The organism is Prosthecobacter sp., assembly GCF_049294395.1.
Taxonomy (GTDB): domain Bacteria; phylum Verrucomicrobiota; class Verrucomicrobiia; order Verrucomicrobiales; family Verrucomicrobiaceae; genus Prosthecobacter.
Genome location: NZ_JBAQCR010000006.1, coordinates 1 through 18,606, shown reverse-complemented (window position 1 = coordinate 18,606; position 18,606 = coordinate 1). Strand labels below are relative to the sequence as shown.

Sequence of the window (18,606 nt, the reverse complement as noted above, 5' to 3'; positions counted from 1 at the left end):
ACCATTGGCAGCGCGATGCCCTTGATCATCAAAATGCTCAATCCCACCAAGCTCAGAGCGAGACAGACGGCATACATGGCGGCAAGCGCACCACCCTTGCTGTAGCCAAGCAGAATCAGCCGATGATGGATGTGTTCAGCATCCGCGTTGAAGATGGAAACTCCCCGGATGGCTCTTCGAATGATGGCAAACAGGGTGTCCAAAATCGGCACCCCCAGGGCAATAATGATGACCAGCAGCGCGCCGATGATCGATCCTTTGTTCGAAGTGAAGAGGGAGACTGAGGCGATAAAAAAACCGATCAAATAAGCTCCTCCATCACCCAGGAATATCCTGGCAGGAGGAAGATTAAAAATCAAAAATCCTCCCAGTGCGCCGGCCATTGCCAGCGAGACAACCAGGACGTCGGGCTGGCCGCTGTAATAGCCCAGAAATGCCAGGGTCAGGCTAAGAAACAGGCCGAAGCCGCCCGCCAGCCCGTCCATTCCGTCGATGAGGTTGACGATGTTGGGGATGCTCACCAGCCAGAGCAGTGTCAAAGGCAGGCTCCACCATCCCAGAGAAACTGACCCCTCTCCGAACGGATTGCTGAGAATGTCGATCGAAACCCCCAGGGAATACAAAATCAACGCCGTACCGATCTGGCCAATCAGCTTCACTTTGGCGCCTAGAGGTTTAAGATCGTCCACGAAGCCCACGCTGAAAATCAAGGCATTGCAAATCGCCACCGGCAGCCAGCGAGTCCAGCCAAGTCCGCCAATGTAGCCTGCCACCAGCGAGGCCAGACCCACGGCCAGGAAAATGGGGGCACCACCGAGTCGCGAGATCGCCTTCTCATGCAGTTTGCGGCGGGTGTCTGGTTCATCCAGCCCGATTTGTCCACCACGATGCAATATCCACCATGTGCCAAGCGAGGCCACCAGCAAGGCACCGCCAAAATAACAGGCCATTTCCAGCCATGAAACATGCCGCGGAGCCCATGGGCCCATGGCGGTGTATTGAATGGCAGGTTCAAACATGCGTGACTGGAGATTCTAGTTGGAAAGCGGCCAGCATAAGCGTTGCCCAATCAGGGATCAAGACTTCAGCGTTGAAGAAGTCTTTTGTTGCAACTTCCTGGAACGCTTCTTGAACTTCTGCCGCGCACCCCTCACCATCGCCAATGCTTAACGACACTATCGCCGCCATTTCCACCGCCTTGGGAGAGGCTGCAATCAGTGTGGTGCGCGTTTCCGGCCCGCAGGCGCTGCAAATCGCTGCCCGGGTCGCCCGATTGCCAGTGAAGGTCATGCCAAGAATGGCGCATCTCGCTCCCATTGTGGACGCAGACGGAGGTGATCTGGATCATGGATTGCTGCTCTACTTCAAGGGGCCCGCAAGTTACACGGGTGAAGACGTCATCGAATTCCATGGCCACGGTGGCGTTCTTGTCACCCAGCGTGTTCTGGACCGTTGGCTTGCGTGTGGGGCGCGAGCCGCTGATCCCGGTGAGTTTACCCAGCGTGCCTTTTTGAACGGCAAAATGGACCTTACGCAAGCCGAGGCCGTGATGGATTTGATTCATGCGCAAAGCACGCTCGCCCTCCGTGCTGCCAATGAGCAGCTTGGCGGTGCTATCGGCCGTGAAGCTACAGCCATGCAGCAGGAGATCATTCCGGTGCTCGCCCATATCGAGGCCTACATCGATTTTCCAGAGGAAGACATCTCGCCCGAAACGGGGGCCGATCTGCTGCGTCGTATCGATGCCGTGCTTGGGCGCGCGCAAAAACTCATCGCCACTTCCGAGCAGGGGCGCATCCTGCGGCATGGTGCACGGACAGTGATCTCAGGCGCTCCCAATGTCGGTAAAAGCAGTCTGCTGAATGTCCTGCTGGGGTTTGAGCGTGCCATCGTCAGTCCCACCGCAGGAACTACCCGCGACACCATTGAAGAAATCATCCAGGTTCATGGCATCCCGCTGCGCCTCGTGGATACCGCCGGTCTGCGTGAGGCCGGCGACGACATCGAACGCGTTGGCATTCAGCGAACTGAGCGTGAATTGGAACGAGCCGACCTCGTGATTGAAGTTGTTGATGGCAGTCGTGCATCGAGTGGGTCCCGACTGGCGCTCTCGCCCGAAGTTGCCCGCCGCCGCATTCTCATCCTCAACAAAAGCGATCTGGGCATTCATGCTGATTGGAACGGCGAGCCTGGGGCCATCCCGCTGTCCTGTCTGACAGGTGACGGCATGGAACCGCTGCGCGATGCCATTCGCGATGTCATTGCCACTGCGGGGCCGCTCGCTGCGGATCATCCCATCGCCATTAATGCACGGCACAAGGCTGCCTTCGAACGCAGTGCCGAGCGTCTCCTGGCCGCCAGGGCGGCTCTGGAACACAATGAGGCTCCCGAATTCATCGCCCTTGAGATTCGTGAGGCGCTCCAGGCCCTTGGCGACGTCATTGGCCAGGTCGATGTCGAACGCATCCTGGATGTCATCTTCTCCACCTTCTGCATAGGAAAGTGATCCTGGCACCGTTTGACTTCTCCAACCATGAACCGTCGTCATTTCTTCGCCTCAGCTCTTGCTGCCACCGCTGCTTCACGTCTCAGCGCTCAATCCATCGATAAAGCGGCGGCTGATCCTGCCTACGTCATCAAAAACCACGGCATCAAGCACACCGTCATGGGCTGGTGTTTCAAACCCATGGACACGATGGTTCTGGCCAAGCACTGCAAGAACATTGGCCTTGTCGGCATGGAGGGCATCGACAGCAAGTACTACCCTGATGTGAAGGCCCTCGGCCTTGACATCTCACTCGTCGGAAGCCACGGCTTCGCCAAAGGGCCATGCAATCCCGAATTCCGGGATGAGGTCGTCACCAAGCTGACCGATTCCATCAACCTCGCCGCCGATGTCGGCAGCAAAAAGGTCATCACCTTCACGGGCATGAAGTTTGAGGGAATGGACCGCGACAAGGCTATCCATTCATGTCTCGATGTCTGGAAGCATGTGCTGCCGCTCGCCGAAAAGAAAGGCATCACGCTGGTTTTGGAGCACCTGAACTCCCGCGACAGCTCCCATCCGATGAAGGGGCACCCCGGCTACTTCGGCGATGACGTGGACTTTTGCGTCGATCTTATCAAAAACATCGGCAGTCCCAACTTCAAGCTGCTCTTCGACATCTACCACGTCAGCATCATGAACGGAGACATCATCCGCCGCTTGCGTCTCCATCAGGACTACATCGGCCATGTTCACACTGCTGGAAATCCTGGCCGCTGCGAGCTCGACGAGCATCAGGAGATCAACTACCCCGCCGTCATGCAGGCGCTGCTCGAAATCGGCTACCACGACTTCGTCGCTCACGAATTCATCCCCACCTGGGACGATCCGATTCTGGCGCTGCGCCACGCCGCGATGGTGTGTGATGTATGATTCCTAGGCAGCCTGTAAAAGCTGCCAGGTGAGAACAAACGAAAAAACCCCGCCGAGTGAAACTCGGCGGGGTTGGAAATAGATTAACGAGATGGGATCAGGCTTCGCCAGCGACCTTGCTGATCACCTGACGACCGCGGTAGTATCCGCAGGAGGGGCAGGCGACGTGGCCAGGGACTGAGGTGCCGCATTCTGGGCAGCTCTTGAGGGTGGGCGCCTTCCAGCGGTTTGCGCCTTGACGCATGCGTTGGCGGCTCTTGGATTGTCTGCGCTTCGGATTGGCCATGAGAGTATCGAGGTGGGGTCTGTTCTTCTAATTTAACTTGTTCAAAGCTTCCCATACACCCGGACCCGCACTTTGAGGCTCGTCGGGAGCTGTTTCCAGCACCGGTTCAAACCTGCCTTCGGCGGGACACTGACGAGGATGGACATTGCCAGCATCGCAGCGTGGGTAGCTCGGAAGGGCAAGCAGAGTATCTTCCCGTACCGTATCCGTCAAGTTGATCGTTTCATCCTTTGCAATCTCGACTTCGGAATTGTAGTCGGGCAGATCGACTTTGTAGTCGAAGCGTTCCATGCAGGCGCCGCATTCCAGGCTGAAAGTGGCCTCCAACTTACCGCTGATGAGAAGCTCGCTGCCGTCACGCTCGACGTGGAGGTCATATTTCAACGGGGAAATGGCCTGAATGGAGTCTTTGGGGGCGAGGTCAAAGAAAGCCGGCAGTTCCTGCCCGGAGATGTCCTTGCCGCCATCGGGCAGGGTGCGAAGGTCAATGAAAAAGGGACGGTGCATAAGGGGATTGGGGGAAAATCAGGCCTTTTGTAATTTGTTGCAGAGGGCTGCCACGACATTGGGCGGAACGAACTGCTCGATATGGCCGCCGAGCCGGCAGATTTCCTTGACCAGCCGGCTGCTGATGTAGGTGTATTCTTCGCGGGGCATGAGAAAGAGTGTTTCGAGATTGGGCTCTAATTTACGGTTCATGAGGGCAAGTTGGAACTCGAATTCAAAGTCTGACACCGCGCGCAGACCACGCACGAGGGCGCAGGCCTGATGTTTGCGGGCGAAATTAACCAGCAGACCATCGAAGGGCATGACCTCGATGCCTGGAATCTCGGCGGCGGCGTTGCGGATGAGTTCGACACGTTCTTCGACGGTAAAGAGGCTCTCCTTGGCATTGTCGCGTGCAACGGCAATGATGAGATTGTCAAAAATACCGGCTGCACGCTGCAAGACGTCGAGGTGGCCGTTGGTGATGGGGTCAAAGCTGCCCGGATAGATCGCGCGTCGCATGTGGATGAAGGCCGATTGTAGCGGCTGGGAAGGGGAGTGAAAAGCAAAAGCTCACGCGAGCAACACCTGCGCCATGGCCAGCTCGCGTGTATGAGTGAGACTGACGAGGCAGGTGGCTTCACCGGCGTGCTGTTTGGCAGCGCCGTGCAGGAGGACGGAGGGTTTGCCGTTGGCTGCACGCACGACCTCGATGTCGGTCCAATTCACGCCTTCCGCCCATATGCCAGTGCCAAGTGCTTTGGCCACCGCTTCTTTGGCGGCAAAACGTGCGGCGTAATTCATGGCGGGCTCGGCGCAGGAATCACAGTAAGCGATTTCGCCAGCGGTGAAGGTGCGCTCTTTGAAGCGCTGGCCGTGCCGCTCCAGCATCTCGCGGATACGGGACACTTCCACGAGATCAATGCCGATGCCGGTGGCTTTCATGTGGGATCAATTGCGATAGGTCGCCATGACGGCGAGCATCTCACGCACCGCACCATGCAGGCCGATGAAAACGGCGCGCGAAACGAGGTGATGGCCGATGTTCAGTTCCGCCAAGTGGGGCACGGGCCACAGGGCAGGGAGGTTTTTCGTGGTCAGGCCATGTCCGGCATTGATCTGGAGGCCAAGGGCGTGGCCCAACTCCGCAGCGGCGCAGAGGCGCTCGACCTCGGCGTCGCGTTCTGCGCCGGTGTGGTTGGCAAAGGTGCCGGTGTGGAGTTCGATCATGGCCGCGCCGATTTCTGCACTGGCTCGAATCTGTTCGAGGTCTGGATCAACAAACATGCTGACTCGGGTGCCGTTGTCGCTGAGCGCCTTCACAGTGCGGCGAAGTGCGTCACGCTGACCGGCCACATCAAGGCCTCCTTCGGTCGTGACCTCCTCCCTGTTTTCCGGCACCATGCAGACGAAGTCCGGGCGTACCTGGAGCGCAATGTCCAAAATCTCCTGGGTGTTGCCCATTTCCAGGTTCAGCTTGGTGCCGATGCTTTTGCGGAGCAAATACACGTCCGCGTCCTGAATGTGGCGGCGGTCAGCCCGCAAATGCACGGTGATGGAATCAGCGCCCGCCACCTCGGCTGCCAAGGCGGCAGCCAGGACCGAAGGCTCCGCATTGGGGGAATCCGGCATGGCGCGGTAACGTGCCTGACGCAAGGTCACGACATGGTCGATATTAACTCCAAGGAGCAGGTTGGTTTGGGGCATAAGGGCTATGTAGCGCAGCCCTTCCCGCCCGCAAGCTTCCGGTCTATGAGTCTTTTGACGCAAACTTTGCAGAAAAATGTAACTGCGATCCCAAGAAATTGAAGTACTCAATCGCTGTATCATGCGGTGACGCATGAGCATTTATCTATCAATACTCCCATGAAATCTCTATTCTATACTATCCTCATCATTGGCGGTGCCTTTCTTGCATACGACTATTTCGGGGCGCCTCCCGGCAAGAAGCTGGTTTTCAAAAGCCTCAATCCTCCCGTGAAGCCCAAGGCTCTGCCTGTCAAGCCAGCCGAGGAGGAAAAACCCGTTGTGGTTGTCAAGGAGAGTCCGCCCCCGCCTGTGAAGCCTGTCATGGTGGAGAAGCCGGTGGAAAAGGCCCCTGCGCCAAAGTCTGAATCGGTCTCCTCAGGCCCGAAATTTGAGCCCATCGAAGCACTGACCGGCAACTGGTTGAAGATTCCGGCGTCCGCCTTTCCTCGGGAGGTGAAGCTCATGCAGGACGCGATGTTCAAGATGAGCGTGGGATCGAGCAAGATTGCCGCGGGTGGCAAGGCCTATGCTCTGGCTGCAGAGAACGGGGTGCTCACCCTCGCGCCGACTGCCTCTTCGCCTGCACGTGCGCAATTGCCCGTTGATGGCACAGACTTGAAGGCGCAGCTCAATGAGTCCTATGAGAAGTGGAAGATCACACGCGCGGAGGAGCTCAAGGCCATTGCCGCGAACAAACGTCAGAGTCAGCCCGAGGCATCGGTGGCAGATGCCAGCCCTTCCAGCAGCGAAGTGGAAGCTGACGGCAAGCCGGTTCGAGATTCCACCAGCGGTTATCCACTGCTGATTGCCAGCATGAAGCGCGGGCAGATCACCGAAATCAAGCCGGAGAATGTCACCAGTTGGCAGGACCCGCAGCCAACCGTGATCCAAGGCAAGCCAGGCTGGGCGGTGAAAGTGGGCTGCAATGTGAAGACAGTGTTTGGGCTGCAACCAACCGAAGCGCAGGCGCTGGTGCTCAATGGCAAGGTTGTCGGCTGGTATTACACCGGCTCAGGCGAAGAGGTGCCGTGATGATTTTTTACAACTATGTAAGTTTCCGTTTGCCAGCATGCGATGAGCGTTTACTATCGCGACCCCAAACGGCAAAGGAGCGGTAGTTCAGTTGGTTAGAACGCCAGCCTGTCACGTTGGAGGTCGCGGGTTCGAGCCCCGTCCGCTCCGCCAGTTGGGTTATATAGGCCGCCTTGCATTTTGCAGGCGGCCTTTTTTCTTTGCTGATGTCTTCACCGGCTAGACCTGGCCATGAACTCCGAGAATTTCGAAGCTGCTCAAAACCTTAAAAGCTTCTGATTAATGCATCATCCTGCCATCAGCCGATGAGGATGGCGTGGACTGCTGATGCTTGTGAGAGACCTTACTTTTTCACTAAAACGCTCTCAAAGCAGCGTTGCTCCTCTGGCAGCATGCTGGCCTTGGGATTGATGGCTTTGATCACCCCCAGTGCTTCGTCATGAAATCCACCGCTGTTGGCGATGGCTGCAAAAACGGCACGTTGTCCCTCAGTGAGAGGATTGAGATCAATGTATTGGAGATTTTGTACTGCCTGCTGAGTGTCTCTCAGTCGCCAGCGAGCAAGGGCGACGGTGAGTTTGCGCTGATTGTCTGCAGGCTGAATTTTGAGCAAATTGACGGCATTGCGCAGGGCGAGTTCGATGTTTTTGCCGGCCAGCAGGCTGACGTAGAGATAGTTCTCGACGAAATTGGTGTCATCCGGCCAGCGTGTCACCGCCTCCTGAGAGGCCTGGATCAGAGATTCAGTGCTGCGGTTGGCCAGGCACGCCTTAATCAGGCCGGTGAAGGCATCGCGTTCGATACGGGGCGAAGCTGAGGCGCGCTTCGCCGCCTTGATGGCAAGGCGGTAGGCATCCTCCGCGATGTCAAAATGGCCTCGTTCCTCGCCATATCTGGCGATTTGCAGCAGGGCATCATATCGCCCGTTGAACTGAGCGGCGTCTTTGGCGGTAATCAGTTTGGAACGGAGTTCTTCGGCAGGCTTTTTCAAAATGTAGGCCAGGTGAGCACGGAACATTGCGACCGTCGTAGGATCGAGCACTTCTGCTATCTTGGGATCGTTGACCAGTCGCTCCAAGTCATCAAAACGCTGCAACATGGTGAGGGCGTTGAGATAGTTCTCCAGCAGGCGCGGATGGGCTTTGGCTTCATCCTCAGGCAGGACGGAAAGCACCTGGCGGAATTCCCCTTCTTCCACCAGCCAGCGTATGAACGGCAGCAATTCATCACGCTTTTTGTCCCGGTACTTGGCCGTGGCAGCCATGACGATCTCTTTTTTATGTCCTGGGGACTGCTGAACTTCGCGCTTCAATGCATGTACGTAGTGACTGTCGTCCGCTTTGGGATGGTTTTTAAGGCGGTCGATCAACCGTGTGGTGTCTTCAGGCGTCAAATTGGGCAGGCTGTCGATGTACTCCAGGGTTTGCAGACCGATCGCGTCATCTGCGGAGGCCAGCTTCCAAAGTGTTTCCATGCCCAGCCCTGCTTCAGTCGAATTTCCGGAGGCCAGCTGCACTTTGGCGAACCGCAGTGCCCCTTCCTTGTCATCCGGATGTGCCAGAGTGTAGCTGCGCAGCACATTGAGCAGCTGTTTGTTCTGTTCACGCTGGCCCCAGACTTCTTCGGCCAGCTTTATCAGCGCTTCACTGGGCTTCTCCACGCGCATCAGTTGTTCCAGCGCCTGGGCGGCCTCCTTGGGCTTTCCCAGGTTCAGGAGGCAGCGCACATGGAGCTGCTCGTCGGCGGGGGTTAGAACGTCTAGATTCTTCAGCTTGTCATAAAAGTAGAGAGCTGTGTCACGCTTCATCATCGTGAAATACTCAAAGTTCAGCCGGATGGCCTCCTCGCTCTCCGGGGCTTTCGTGTAAGCTTCCTGGGCCTTCATCACCGCATTGACGCCCTGGCCGTTTTCCATCATCAGCCGCGCCTCCTTGACCATGCTTCCCGCACGCATGTTTTTGTACGAGTTTTTCAGCGGTCGCGCATAGACGATGCCGAGAATGAGCAGGGAGGTGCAGATGCTCAGGATCACAAAGGCGGCGATCCAGCGCGCCAGCGGCGACTGCCGGTCCCGATGCGCCACGGTCGGGGGTACCAGCCATTCCCAGGCGGCAATGAAAGGCCTCCACAAAATGAAGGGTTTTTGCGTGAGATCTTTGGTGGGATCAATGTTTTGGTTCCAAAGCATGAGGATTGGCGACTGGGGCGCAGAATGTAGGTGTGCTGGATGCGCCGTCACGTTGAAATTTATTCTGCAACCTGATTGTCAATTTTGGCGTTGAAGGCTCCCGCAACCCGAGAGAATTCAGTTGAAAAGCCCTTCGTACCTCCTAAAGCAGCACTCCGCGATTGAACGTCCGGAGGGGGCGAACAACCAGAACCGCCTCCCCGTGGCGTTCCGTTCTCCCAACCAACCGATCCAACGACGTTATGATCCAAGTTAAGAACCTCATCAAGGTGTTCGGCACCAAAGTGGCTGTCGATGATGTCTCCTTCTCCGTGGAAAAAGGGGAAGTCCTGGGTTTTCTCGGGCCGAATGGTGCCGGTAAATCCACCACCATGCGCATGGTCACCGGCTATTTCAGGCCCACCAGTGGCAGCGTGAATCTTTGTGGGATCGACATGCTTGAAGAGCCGGAGCTGGCCAAGCAGCGCCTCGGCTATCTCCCTGAAAACGCGCCGCTCTATTCCGACATGACCGTGGCCAGCTTCCTCGGCTTCTGCGCCGAACTGCGCGGCCTGCATGGCGCGGCGCGAACCAAGGCCATCGACCGTGTCCTCGACATGTGCTTCCTCGACAGTGTGCGCAATCAGAGCGTGGACACCTTGTCCAAAGGCTACCGCCACCGCACCTGCTTCGCGCAAAGCATCATTCATGACCCGGATGTGCTCATTCTCGACGAGCCCACTGATGGTCTTGATCCGAATCAGAAGCATGAAGTGCGCAGCATGATCAAGCGCATGGGCAAGGACAAGGCGATCATCTTTTCCACGCACATTCTGGAAGAAGTCGAGGCGGCCTGCTCACGTGCCATCATCATTGATCGTGGCAAGGTGGTTGCCGACGGCACGCCCGAAAGCCTCAAGAAGCTGGTTCCCGGCGCGAACACGCTCGACGAGGTATTCCGCAGCATCACCAAATCTGATACAGCTGTCAAAAAAGCAGCCTGAGATCTTTTAGTTTTTTCACCCCCAATCCAACTAACGCATGAGCAATCGAGCAATCCAAAACACTCTGGCCGTCTTTAAGCGGGAGTTTATGGCCTACTTCAACTCTCCCGTGTTTTATGTCATCGTCGTCATCTTCCTGCTGGCGACGAATGGCTTCACGTTCTTTTTCTCCCGCCTGCTGGACAGTGACGACGTCTCACTGGCCACACGTTTCTTTGTCTGGCATCCGTGGATTTACACGGTGCTGGCTCCTGCTGTAGGCATGCGCCTGTGGTCAGAGGAGCACCGCCTGGGAACCATTGAACTGCTCATGACGATGCCGGTCTCCCCATGGCAGGCCATTGTGGGCAAGTTTTTGGCGGCAGCAGTGATCTGGCTCATTGGTCTGGCCCTGACCTTTCTGATCGTTGGGACCGTGTCCTATCTGGGCGATCCTGACAGCGGCCCTATCATCAGTGGTTATGTGGCCAGCTACCTGTATGCCATGGCATGCTTGGCGGTGACCTCGGCCATCAGCGCCTTTACTCGCAGCCAGGTCGTGTGCTTTATCATTAGCGTCGCCTTCTGTCTGGTCATCGCCCTCATCGGCGATCCCGGTCTGACACAGACGGTTGTGAACGCTGTCCCGAACGGGATGGAGGGAATCGTGCGTTTCATCAGCTACTTCAGCTTCATGGATCACTTCTTTGAAATGACCAAGGGCATCTTCGTCCTGCGTGACGTGCTCTACTTCGTTTCGGTCATCGTTGTGGCGCTGCTGGTGACCGACCTGGGTCTCCGCTCCAAGCGTGCCTGATTTCCCGCCGAGCTTTCCTTTTTAACCAACCTTTTTTCTCATCATGAGTGCTTCCAACAAGAACGCCGCAGCCGGCGTCACCACACTGTTGATCATTGCTGTCATTTTCGCCCTCAACTTCCTCGTTGGCGGGGTGGGATTTGGCAATCTTCGCCTCGACCTGACCGAGGACGGTTTGTTTACCCTCTCGCAGGGCACGAAAAACATTCTTAGCCGGATCAACGTCGACGAGCCGGTGACGATCAAATTCTATGCCACGAACGATGACCGGGTGATGCCGAACATCCTCAAGCCTCACGCACGCTCCATTGAGGACTTGCTGCTGGAATATGAGAAGCAAAGCAACGGCAGCGTTTCCCTGGAAGTCATTCATCCAAATCCGGACACGGATGATGAAGACAAGGCGAAGGACGACGAAATTCGTGGCATGCAGGTCAATCAGGAAGGCGACCAGATTTATCTGGGCCTCACCGTCCAGTGTCTGGACCGCAAAGAAGTCCTGCCTTTCCTCAATCCTGAGGATGCCACGGCATTCGAATACGATGTGTCGCGTGCGATCTCGAAGGTCATCAAGCCCACCAAGACGGTCATCGGTCTCATGAGCGCCATGCCCATCGGCGGGGTGCCTTCCATGCCGTTCCAGCAGCAGCGCGGACCAGAAGCCTGGGCGATCGTCCAGCAGCTTCGGGCTGACTACGAGGTGCGTGAGGTGCCAATGACGACTGATAAAATCGACAGCGACATCACCGTGCTTCTTGTGGTGCATCCGGCAGACATCACCAAGACCGCAGAGTTTGCCATCGACCAATACCTCCTCGGTGGCGGCAACGTGGTTGCCTTTGTGGATCCGCAGAGCCTGCTCGCTCAGGCCATGAGCAGCCAGCCCAATCCGATGACCGGCCAGCCGGGCAACATGATCAACACTTCCTCTGACCTGCCGAACCTGTTCAAAGCCTGGGGCATCGGCTACCAGAAAGACATGGTGTTGGCGGACATGAACTACAAAGGCAACCTTCAAGGACGCCTCATGCCGACGGCTCTGCAACTCCCCGGCAAAGCCATCAATCAAGATGACCGTGTGACTTCCGGCCTGCAGGCCTTCACCCTCATCAACGCCGGAGTCTTGAACATTGATCGCAAGGAAGGGCTTGATGTGATCACGCTTGCCTCCAGTTCCGAGGCTTCGGAACTCATCGACACGGCAGCGGCTGACAAGCTGCGCCGCGAACCCATGGTGAACTTTACCGCCAGCGGCAAAAAGCAGGTGCTCGGTGTGCGCATCGCCGGCAAATTCAAGACGGCCTTCCCCGATGGCAAGCCTGCAGCGGCGGCTGGATCCAAAGAGACTGGCGGGCCCGAGCAGGATGCCAGCGCCCCAGGAGCAGCTGCAGCAGCGGCGAAGACGCCAGAAAAGAAAGCAGACAATTCGCTCAAAGAGTCCAAAGACAGTGAGCGCAATGTCATTCTCTTTTCGGATGCCGACATGCTCTATGATGCCTTCTGCCTGAAGCAGGGTGAACTCGGAGTCGGCCTCATCACCAATGGCGGCAACCTGCCCATGGTGCTCAACGCCATTGAAGTGCTCGTCGGCGGTGGTGACCTCATCCAGGTTCGCAATCGCAAGTCTCCGGTCCGCCCCTTCATCAAGCTGAAGGAAATGCGTGAGACGGTTGAGGAAAAATACCGCCCGCAGCTCATCGAGTTGGAGAAGGAACGTCAGGCACTGGCGGAAAAGCTCAGCAAAGCACGGCCTCAGCTCGACCTGAAGAAGGGTGCGTTGATCGTGGACCAGAGCACCATGAACAACATCAAAGAGATGGAGAAAAATTCGAAGACCATCGACAAGGAGGTTCGGAACATCCGTAAAGAGGTCAACAAGGAGGTGGAGTTCCGCAAGACTCTGATCAAGACCCTCAATGTCCTCGTCGTGCCTCTTTTGGTTGGCGTGGTGGGCCTTGTTTTCGCCATGCAACGCCGTACCCGCACAGCGGCGGCCTGATTTTCATTCAAAACCCGTTTTAAGCACTGTTCTTTTCCTCAACGCCATGAAGAAGATCGTCATCCTTTTGGTTTTACTCGTTGCCATCGTTGGCACCGCTTATTTTCAGTCCAACAAGCGCAACTCGCGTCTGAATCGTTCCGCCATGAACGTGAAATTGCGGGAGCTGCTGTTCCCGGAATTTGACATCAACGGCATCAAAAAAATCCGAATCAAGGAGGACAAGTCTGAGGCTACCCTCGCTGTCCAGAATGACACCTGGGTCGTCCTTGAGCGTGCGGGATATCCCGTGGAGAAAGAGAAGCTTCAGACCGCGCTGCTGAGCCTCAAGTATGAAAAGATCAAAGGTGGCCGCCATATCGGCAAGGATTCCTGGGGCAAGGTGGGGGTGAATTCTCCCGGCAATGCCACAGCCTCCGGCGCGGGCACTCTCGTCGAGTTGTTCGACGAGAAGGATGCTCTGAAATACTCCTTTGTGCTGGGCGGGCAGGTGAACAGCTCCGGCGGGTCCAACAATGATCAGATGCAGATGTTTGGCGGCCCTAAAGGCAACCGCTTTATCCGCATCCAAGGAGAGGACACCATCTGGGAGATCAATGACCAGCTGCCTGATCTGGTGACCAAGCCAGACGCCTGGCTGGCGAAAGGCTTTTTTGATGTGCAGAGGCTGAAATCTGTCGAAATCACCGCTGCAAAACCGGCTGACTCCTGGAAAGCCTCCCGCACAGATGACAAGGCAGATTTCACTCTTGATGGAGCAGGGCCCGGTGAAAGCATCGACGCTGGCAAGGTCTCACTTGGCACCTTGCTCTCCAGCTCCACCTTCAATGACGTGCTCAGCAAAGACAAAGCCGTCGCCACCATGAAGGACGCCGTGAAGGCTAAACTGGTCACCTTTGACGGCTTCACCTACAACATCCAGGTGGTGAAACAGGCTGGGCAGGGTGAGGGAGACAAATACTACCTCACCATGAGCATCAGTGCCGACCTTCCCAAGGAGCGCGCCGCCGTGAAGGACGAAAAACCTGAAGACAAAAAGAAAAACGACGAAGCTTTCGCCGAAGAAAAGAAGAAGCTGGAAGAGAAACTGGCCAACGAGAAGAGATTCGAAGGCTGGGTCTATGAGGTCACGGAATACACTGTCAGCAGTCTACTGAAAAAGCGCTCTGAAATCCTCGCCGCCCCTGCGCCGGCAAAGCAGCAGCCTCCTGCCGCAGGTGGCAATGCCAGTCCGTCAGGGCTGCCTGATATCAAGAAGATGATCCCCGGCCTGAACATGGTCCAGCCTCCAGCCGGTTCAAGCAGCTCTGCGGCTCCCGCCGTTCCAGCGGCGAATCCCACCCCCCCCATCAGCGCGACCACGCCTGCGGTGCCACTGCCATCAGCTCCCAAGACCGAACTCAAGCCGGCCCCGTCTCCTGATGCCAACCCCGCCACGGGCACAAAACCCGCCCAGCCAGCGCCTGATAAGCCGGCAGAGCCCGCCAAACCAGCGCCTGACAAGCCGGCAGAACCTGCCAAGCCAGCGGCTAACGCCCCGAAATAAGCTGAAGCAACAGACTGTTCCAACACGGAGTGATGCCATGCATCACTCCGTTTTTTTTTGCCTGCCAGCCTCATGGCTGAGCATGCTGATGCAAAGTTGTCAGACAAGTCTCCACATCCTCAGGATGGAGAGGCCACTTGCTCTTCCCACCGTGCCAGCAGCCAAAGCACATCAGACAAGCGGTTGAGGAAGCGGATGATCTCTTCATTGGGCACATGATCGGCTGTGCCTTGCAGATCGATGACGTTGCGCTCGGCACGGCGGCAGGCCACGCGGGCGAGATCGGCATAGGCACCGCTCATCACACCGGCTTCGCCGGGCAGCGCCCAACCTTTGAACTTGAGCGCGCCACCAGCCTCCAGCTTTGCCACCCACTCATCCAGCCAGTCGACGTTGGGGGTGGAAATGCGATCGGGATGAGTGGCTGCATAGCGGCTTTCTTCGCCAGGCGGTGTGGCCAGCTCTCCCATGAGTTCAATGAGCCAGCGCTGCACCTTGGGTACAATTTGCTGCGTCTCCTCGCGTGCAGCGGCGATGCGCAGGGGGCCGAGGGCGGCGTTCAGTTCATCCACCGCACCAAGGGCGTGAACTCGAGGATGGGATTTGGCGAGACGACAGCCAAACAGCAGGTCGGTCTGGCCTTGGTCTCCTTTGCGGGTGGCGATGGACATGGGAAGAGACTTACGAATTCAGAAGAGGAAAAGACGGCTGAAAGCGATCACTCGTCAGGAAAGCTGCTGGGTGGCGTATCCTGAAGCGGGACCGCGATGGGAGCTGGTGGCGGAAGGTTGGTCGTTTTTCCTTTGCGGCTGGAACGTACCGTCCAGCCAAACAGCAGGGCCAAAAGGAGCAAGGCGGCCAGACGTGCGGAACGTGTGGGAAGCATGGCACGTGGTGCAGTTTCAGCCACCTTTGGCCTGCCGGCGGCGATCCACTTCCCGGCTGGCTCGTTCCAAAGTGAGCAACTCCTCCGCCGTGAGGCTGTCTTTCCCGTGCAGGTTCATTTTATCCAGCAGAGGATTCACCACCTCCTCCATCCACGCTTCCACCGAGTCCAGCTGCCGCTGTGAGGCCAGGGGAACCGTGTCGATTTCGAGTTCGTTTGCCGGCCGTGAACGCGAACGGGCCATGGCCGGTTTGCGCGGCTGTCGGTACTGTGTCGGCTGCCACTGACTGGCGTAAGTCAGTGGTCTGCCGCCATAGCCGAGGCTGCGTGCGTAAAACCAGCCCAGTGCCGCGCCGCCAAGGTGCGCAAAGTAAGCGATCTGCATCCCTTCGGGCAGGATATGAAACAGGATGCCCGCCAGGCCAAAGACCAGCTGGATGATGAACAGGCCCTTGGCCAGTGTCCAAAGGCGCAGCTGCACGGGAATGATGAAGTAGATGAACGCAGTGATTTTTTCATCCGGCATCACAACGGCCAGAGCCATGAGCAATCCAAAAACCGCCGCCGAGGCACCCACGAGCGGTGTGGTCATGTCACCTGTCACAAAGCCATTCACGGCCATCTCCGTGGCGGCACCCACCACGCCGGAGAAAATATAGATGAGGGTGAAATGGCGGCTGCCAAACAGGTGCTGCACCCCGCGCCCGGCGAACCACAGCATCATCATGTTCAGGGCAAAGTGCACCACACTGCCATGCACAAACATGTAGGTGAAGAGCGTCCAGACATTGCCACGCATCAGTTCGTGCACGCTCACGCCGCCCAGGGGCATGTACATCTCCCCCGTCAGGGGGTGCCGGACCCAGCCGGTCTCAAAGACGAACTGCATGACGAACACCGCAATATTGATCCCAAGGATTACGTGGAATGCCGTAAAATCCCGCACCATTCCGGCAACGGAACGTGGCGGTCCTTCACGCATGTAGTCGCGGTCATACAGGGACATGGGCTGAATGTGCCCGTCTGCGCGCCTAGTGCGAGGTTTTTTTCGCGTTGGCGATGACAAGCGCCGACGGTTCGGTTACGCTTTTCTTACAGTATGAAATCGTCTTCTGAATCCCTGCTCGACGCCGTATCTCAAAGTGGGGCGCATGACGCCGCTGATCTGCTGGAGCAAGCCTCTGGCGAAGACGCCGCCAAGGTGCTGCAGCAGCTGAACCCCATGGTGGCTCAGCACGTGCTTGAGGAAATGCAGGAAGAGCCGCGGACTGCCGCCATGACGTTTGTGCCTTTGCAAAAGGCCAGGCAGTGGGCCAGTAACCGCGAACATCCAGAAGACAGTGTCGGCTGGCTGATGGAGGAGCCGGTGGCAGTCTTCCGCCCTGACGCAAGCGCGCGCGACACCATTGAAGAAGTGCGCAAGCTCGCGAAGAAGGCCTTTATCACCTACGGTTATATCACGGATGAACAAGGGCGCCTGCTGGGCCTGCTGGTGATGCGCGATCTAATGCTCGCCGAGCCGGATGCCAGGCTCAAAGACGTGATGGTGCGGGATCCCTTCAAGCTCGATCCCAACATGGAGCTAACCGAGGCGATGAAGCTGGTCGTGAACAAGCACTATCCCGTCTATCCTGTATGCAGCAAAGACGGCATCCTGCTGGGCTTGGTGCGCGGGCAGACCTTGTTCGAGGCGCGTGCCATCGAAATCAGCGCCCAGGTCGGATCGATGGTGGGGGTGGAAAAGGAGGAGCGACTCTCCACACCGCTGTTGCGCAGCCTGCGTTTCCGCCATCCATGGCTCCAGATCAATCTCGTCACTTGCTTCATCGCCGCGACCGTTGTTGGGGTGTTTGAGGGGACGCTCGGTCGCCTCGTGCTGCTCGCCGCGTTCCTGCCCGTGCTTGCCGGACAGTCCGGCAACACGGGATGTCAGGCACTTGCGGTGACCCTGCGCGGCATGACTCTGGGTGATCTGAAACCGGGGGATGAACGCCGCCTCGTGATCAAGGAAGGTTTGCTAGGTTTGTACAATGGCATGCTCGTTGGCATTTCCGCCGGCATCGGCATGGGGATCTATGCACGCATGAATCACAATCCCAACGCGCTCATGCTGGCGTTTGTGGTATGGGTCGCGATGACTTTCAGCTGCGTCGTCAGCGGCTTGAGCGGCGCGTTGATTCCGTTGCTGCTGAGAAAGTTTGGCGCTGATCCTGCCACCGCATCCAGCATCTTCCTCACCACTGCTACGGATGTGATCAGCATGGGCACTTTTCTCGGACTCGCGACATTGCTGGTGCCATGATCATTTGGAGCGGGGAAGAGTGGAGGCAGCGCATGCAAGAGCATGCAGCGCGCGTCGCTGCACATGCTGACGCTTTCGTGGACCGCCGCAGCCGAGACACGAAACATCCGGTACATGATTTTCTCTTCACCTACTACAGCTTTGCGCCGGCGAAGCTCAAGCAGTGGGTGCCGTCTTACGGTGTGGGGCTGGAAGTCACCAGTGCTGACCTCGAAGCATGCCCTTGGTTGCAAAGTGATCGGTTCGTTTGTGAAAAGGGACTGCTGCATGTGGACGCGAGGCGCTTCATGCAGCGGGAACGTGAATTCGCCGCCTGGGTGGCCATGCTCTGCACGCGCATCCTCGGCAGGGCAGGGAGGTTCACCTGCTTCGGGCTGCATGAGTGGGCCATGGTGTACCGTCAGTCGGTGCAGCAGGTGCGGCATCAAGGCTATGAACTGCGTCTGCCACCGAATGAACTGGCTGTCTTTGTGGAGTCTCTTCCCGTGTGCTGCTCACACTATGATGCGTTTCGTTTTTTTACTCCGGATGCACGGCCCTTGAATGTCCTGCAGCCCACGCTCGATTCTCGTCCTGATCTCGAGCAGGCCGCCTGCCTGCATGCGAACATGGATTTGTACAAGTGGTCTTCCAAGCTCTGGCCCTGGACCGGCTCCGACTTGATCGGCAAGTGTTTTGAACTGGCGCTCAAGGGCCGGGATCTCGACATGCGGGCAAGCCCTTATGATCTGAGCTCTCTCGGCTATGAACCGGTGAAAATCGAAACGGTGGAAGGTCGTGCTCAATATGAACGCGAGCAGCGCGAGCTGGCGGCGCACGCTGCAGATCTTCGGCGGAGCTTGCTCGAAGTCTGCTCGGCGCTTTCACAGATTGTCGTTGCTCATCCGCCGGCCCACTTCCTCGCAAAGACCGATGAACGTGCGCTCGGGCAGGTT

At 57.4% G+C, this 18,606-nt stretch carries 19 protein-coding genes and 1 tRNA gene; 10 read left to right on the top strand and 10 right to left on the bottom strand.

The features are described 5' to 3' along the window. Positions 1 to 920: MraY family glycosyltransferase (locus tag WAW39_RS00720; RefSeq protein ID WP_422314743.1), on the bottom strand; the 920-nt coding region annotated here is incomplete at its 3' end. A 242-nt stretch (positions 921 to 1,162) separates the two neighbouring features. Between WAW39_RS00720 and mnmE the strand changes: the two genes are divergently transcribed. Together mnmE and WAW39_RS00710 are read left to right on the top strand one after the other, a co-directional pair. Further along, on the top strand, positions 1,163 to 2,506 hold the full coding sequence (gene mnmE, locus WAW39_RS00715) for a tRNA uridine-5-carboxymethylaminomethyl(34) synthesis GTPase MnmE (protein ID WP_422314741.1): 1,344 nt from the start codon (positions 1,163 to 1,165) through the stop codon (positions 2,504 to 2,506). A gap of 27 nt (positions 2,507 to 2,533) precedes the next feature. Beyond that, positions 2,534 to 3,418, top strand: a complete 885-nt coding sequence (locus WAW39_RS00710) for a TIM barrel protein (protein ID WP_422314739.1) — start codon at positions 2,534 to 2,536, stop codon at positions 3,416 to 3,418. 97 nt (positions 3,419 to 3,515) lie between these two features. On the opposite strand, the gene rpmF is transcribed toward WAW39_RS00710, so the two are convergent. From rpmF to WAW39_RS00685, 5 genes are read right to left on the bottom strand one after another with little or no spacing between them, the layout of a single operon-like run. Next, the gene (gene rpmF / locus WAW39_RS00705) at positions 3,516 to 3,704 is read right to left on the bottom strand and encodes a 50S ribosomal protein L32 (RefSeq protein ID WP_300203639.1); all 189 of its coding nucleotides are present in this window, start codon (positions 3,702 to 3,704) and stop codon (positions 3,516 to 3,518) included. A 27-nt stretch (positions 3,705 to 3,731) separates the two neighbouring features. Then, complete coding sequence (locus tag WAW39_RS00700; protein ID WP_422314736.1) at positions 3,732 to 4,211, bottom strand: YceD family protein; 480 nt, start codon at positions 4,209 to 4,211, stop codon at positions 3,732 to 3,734. An 18-nt stretch (positions 4,212 to 4,229) separates the two neighbouring features. Then, a complete protein-coding gene (coaD, locus tag WAW39_RS00695) occupies positions 4,230 to 4,712 on the bottom strand; it encodes a pantetheine-phosphate adenylyltransferase (RefSeq protein ID WP_422314734.1) in 483 nt (160 codons plus the stop codon). A 51-nt stretch (positions 4,713 to 4,763) separates the two neighbouring features. Continuing rightward, complete coding sequence (gene acpS, locus WAW39_RS00690; protein WP_422314732.1) at positions 4,764 to 5,135, bottom strand: holo-ACP synthase; 372 nt, start codon at positions 5,133 to 5,135, stop codon at positions 4,764 to 4,766. Positions 5,136 to 5,141: 6 nt separating this feature from the next. Continuing rightward, positions 5,142 to 5,897 (bottom strand): pyridoxine 5'-phosphate synthase, encoded by a 756-nt coding sequence (locus WAW39_RS00685; RefSeq protein ID WP_422314730.1) that lies wholly within the window; start codon positions 5,895 to 5,897, stop codon positions 5,142 to 5,144. Positions 5,898 to 6,056: 159 nt separating this feature from the next. On the opposite strand from WAW39_RS00685, the gene WAW39_RS00680 reads away from it, so the two are divergent. Further along, positions 6,057 to 6,971 carry a hypothetical protein gene (locus WAW39_RS00680; RefSeq protein WP_422314728.1) on the top strand — a complete coding sequence of 305 codons (915 nt, stop codon included), beginning with the start codon at positions 6,057 to 6,059 and terminating at the stop codon, positions 6,969 to 6,971. A 76-nt stretch (positions 6,972 to 7,047) separates the two neighbouring features. Further along, positions 7,048 to 7,124, top strand: a tRNA-Asp gene (locus WAW39_RS00675). Between the two features lie 190 nt (positions 7,125 to 7,314). Here the strand turns inward: WAW39_RS00675 and WAW39_RS00670 are convergent. Then, positions 7,315 to 9,159, bottom strand: a complete 1,845-nt coding sequence (locus tag WAW39_RS00670) for a hypothetical protein (protein ID WP_422314726.1) — start codon at positions 9,157 to 9,159, stop codon at positions 7,315 to 7,317. 242 nt (positions 9,160 to 9,401) lie between these two features. Here WAW39_RS00670 and WAW39_RS00665 point away from each other — a divergent pair, with 242 nt between their 5' ends. The 4 genes from WAW39_RS00665 to WAW39_RS00650 are packed head-to-tail and all read left to right on the top strand — an operon-like array spanning position 9,402 to position 14,483. After that, positions 9,402 to 10,142, top strand: a complete 741-nt coding sequence (locus WAW39_RS00665; RefSeq protein ID WP_397381770.1) for an ABC transporter ATP-binding protein — start codon at positions 9,402 to 9,404, stop codon at positions 10,140 to 10,142. 37 nt (positions 10,143 to 10,179) lie between these two features. After that, positions 10,180 to 10,938 (top strand): ABC transporter permease, encoded by a 759-nt coding sequence (locus tag WAW39_RS00660; RefSeq protein ID WP_397381769.1) that lies wholly within the window; start codon positions 10,180 to 10,182, stop codon positions 10,936 to 10,938. A 43-nt stretch (positions 10,939 to 10,981) separates the two neighbouring features. After that, positions 10,982 to 12,937 carry a Gldg family protein gene (locus tag WAW39_RS00655; protein ID WP_422314722.1) on the top strand — a complete coding sequence of 652 codons (1,956 nt, stop codon included), beginning with the start codon at positions 10,982 to 10,984 and terminating at the stop codon, positions 12,935 to 12,937. A 46-nt stretch (positions 12,938 to 12,983) separates the two neighbouring features. Then, on the top strand, positions 12,984 to 14,483 hold the full coding sequence (locus WAW39_RS00650; RefSeq protein ID WP_422314720.1) for a DUF4340 domain-containing protein: 1,500 nt from the start codon (positions 12,984 to 12,986) through the stop codon (positions 14,481 to 14,483). A 119-nt stretch (positions 14,484 to 14,602) separates the two neighbouring features. Here WAW39_RS00650 and WAW39_RS00645 read toward each other — a convergent pair whose 3' ends face one another. Genes WAW39_RS00645 through WAW39_RS00635 form a run of 3 tightly spaced genes read right to left on the bottom strand, consistent with a single transcriptional unit; the run spans position 14,603 to position 16,375 of the window. After that, entirely contained in the window at positions 14,603 to 15,154 is a 552-nt protein-coding gene (locus WAW39_RS00645) for a cob(I)yrinic acid a,c-diamide adenosyltransferase (RefSeq protein WP_422314718.1), read from the bottom strand. A gap of 47 nt (positions 15,155 to 15,201) precedes the next feature. Further along, a complete protein-coding gene (locus WAW39_RS00640; protein WP_422314716.1) occupies positions 15,202 to 15,369 on the bottom strand; it encodes a hypothetical protein in 168 nt (55 codons plus the stop codon). A gap of 16 nt (positions 15,370 to 15,385) precedes the next feature. After that, the gene (locus WAW39_RS00635) at positions 15,386 to 16,375 is read right to left on the bottom strand and encodes a rhomboid family intramembrane serine protease (RefSeq protein WP_422314714.1); all 990 of its coding nucleotides are present in this window, start codon (positions 16,373 to 16,375) and stop codon (positions 15,386 to 15,388) included. A 93-nt stretch (positions 16,376 to 16,468) separates the two neighbouring features. Between WAW39_RS00635 and WAW39_RS00630 the strand changes: the two genes are divergently transcribed. Together WAW39_RS00630 and WAW39_RS00625 are read left to right on the top strand one after the other, a co-directional pair. Beyond that, entirely contained in the window at positions 16,469 to 17,671 is a 1,203-nt protein-coding gene (locus tag WAW39_RS00630; RefSeq protein ID WP_422314712.1) for a magnesium transporter, read from the top strand. Then, on the top strand, positions 17,668 to 18,606 hold a 939-nt coding region (locus tag WAW39_RS00625), incomplete at its 3' end, for a hypothetical protein (protein ID WP_422314710.1). The genes WAW39_RS00630 and WAW39_RS00625, both read left to right, overlap by 4 nt.

Coding starts and splice junctions, on each gene's coding strand:
- WAW39_RS00670 (WP_422314726.1), bottom strand. CDS start 9,159: ATGCTTTGGAACCAAAACATTGATCCCACCAAAGATCTCACGCAAAAA.
- mnmE (WP_422314741.1), top strand. CDS start 1,163: ATGCTTAACGACACTATCGCCGCCATTTCCACCGCCTTGGGAGAGGCT.
- WAW39_RS00665 (WP_397381770.1), top strand. CDS start 9,402: ATGATCCAAGTTAAGAACCTCATCAAGGTGTTCGGCACCAAAGTGGCT.
- rpmF (WP_300203639.1), bottom strand. CDS start 3,704: ATGGCCAATCCGAAGCGCAGACAATCCAAGAGCCGCCAACGCATGCGT.
- WAW39_RS00635 (WP_422314714.1), bottom strand. CDS start 16,375: ATGTCCCTGTATGACCGCGACTACATGCGTGAAGGACCGCCACGTTCC.
- WAW39_RS00640 (WP_422314716.1), bottom strand. CDS start 15,369: ATGCTTCCCACACGTTCCGCACGTCTGGCCGCCTTGCTCCTTTTGGCC.
- WAW39_RS00630 (WP_422314712.1), top strand. CDS start 16,469: ATGAAATCGTCTTCTGAATCCCTGCTCGACGCCGTATCTCAAAGTGGG.
- WAW39_RS00680 (WP_422314728.1), top strand. CDS start 6,057: ATGAAATCTCTATTCTATACTATCCTCATCATTGGCGGTGCCTTTCTT.
- WAW39_RS00655 (WP_422314722.1), top strand. CDS start 10,982: ATGAGTGCTTCCAACAAGAACGCCGCAGCCGGCGTCACCACACTGTTG.
- acpS (WP_422314732.1), bottom strand. CDS start 5,135: ATGAAAGCCACCGGCATCGGCATTGATCTCGTGGAAGTGTCCCGTATC.
- coaD (WP_422314734.1), bottom strand. CDS start 4,712: ATGCGACGCGCGATCTATCCGGGCAGCTTTGACCCCATCACCAACGGC.
- WAW39_RS00710 (WP_422314739.1), top strand. CDS start 2,534: ATGAACCGTCGTCATTTCTTCGCCTCAGCTCTTGCTGCCACCGCTGCT.
- WAW39_RS00685 (WP_422314730.1), bottom strand. CDS start 5,897: ATGCCCCAAACCAACCTGCTCCTTGGAGTTAATATCGACCATGTCGTG.
- WAW39_RS00650 (WP_422314720.1), top strand. CDS start 12,984: ATGAAGAAGATCGTCATCCTTTTGGTTTTACTCGTTGCCATCGTTGGC.
- WAW39_RS00660 (WP_397381769.1), top strand. CDS start 10,180: ATGAGCAATCGAGCAATCCAAAACACTCTGGCCGTCTTTAAGCGGGAG.
- WAW39_RS00700 (WP_422314736.1), bottom strand. CDS start 4,211: ATGCACCGTCCCTTTTTCATTGACCTTCGCACCCTGCCCGATGGCGGC.
- WAW39_RS00645 (WP_422314718.1), bottom strand. CDS start 15,154: ATGTCCATCGCCACCCGCAAAGGAGACCAAGGCCAGACCGACCTGCTG.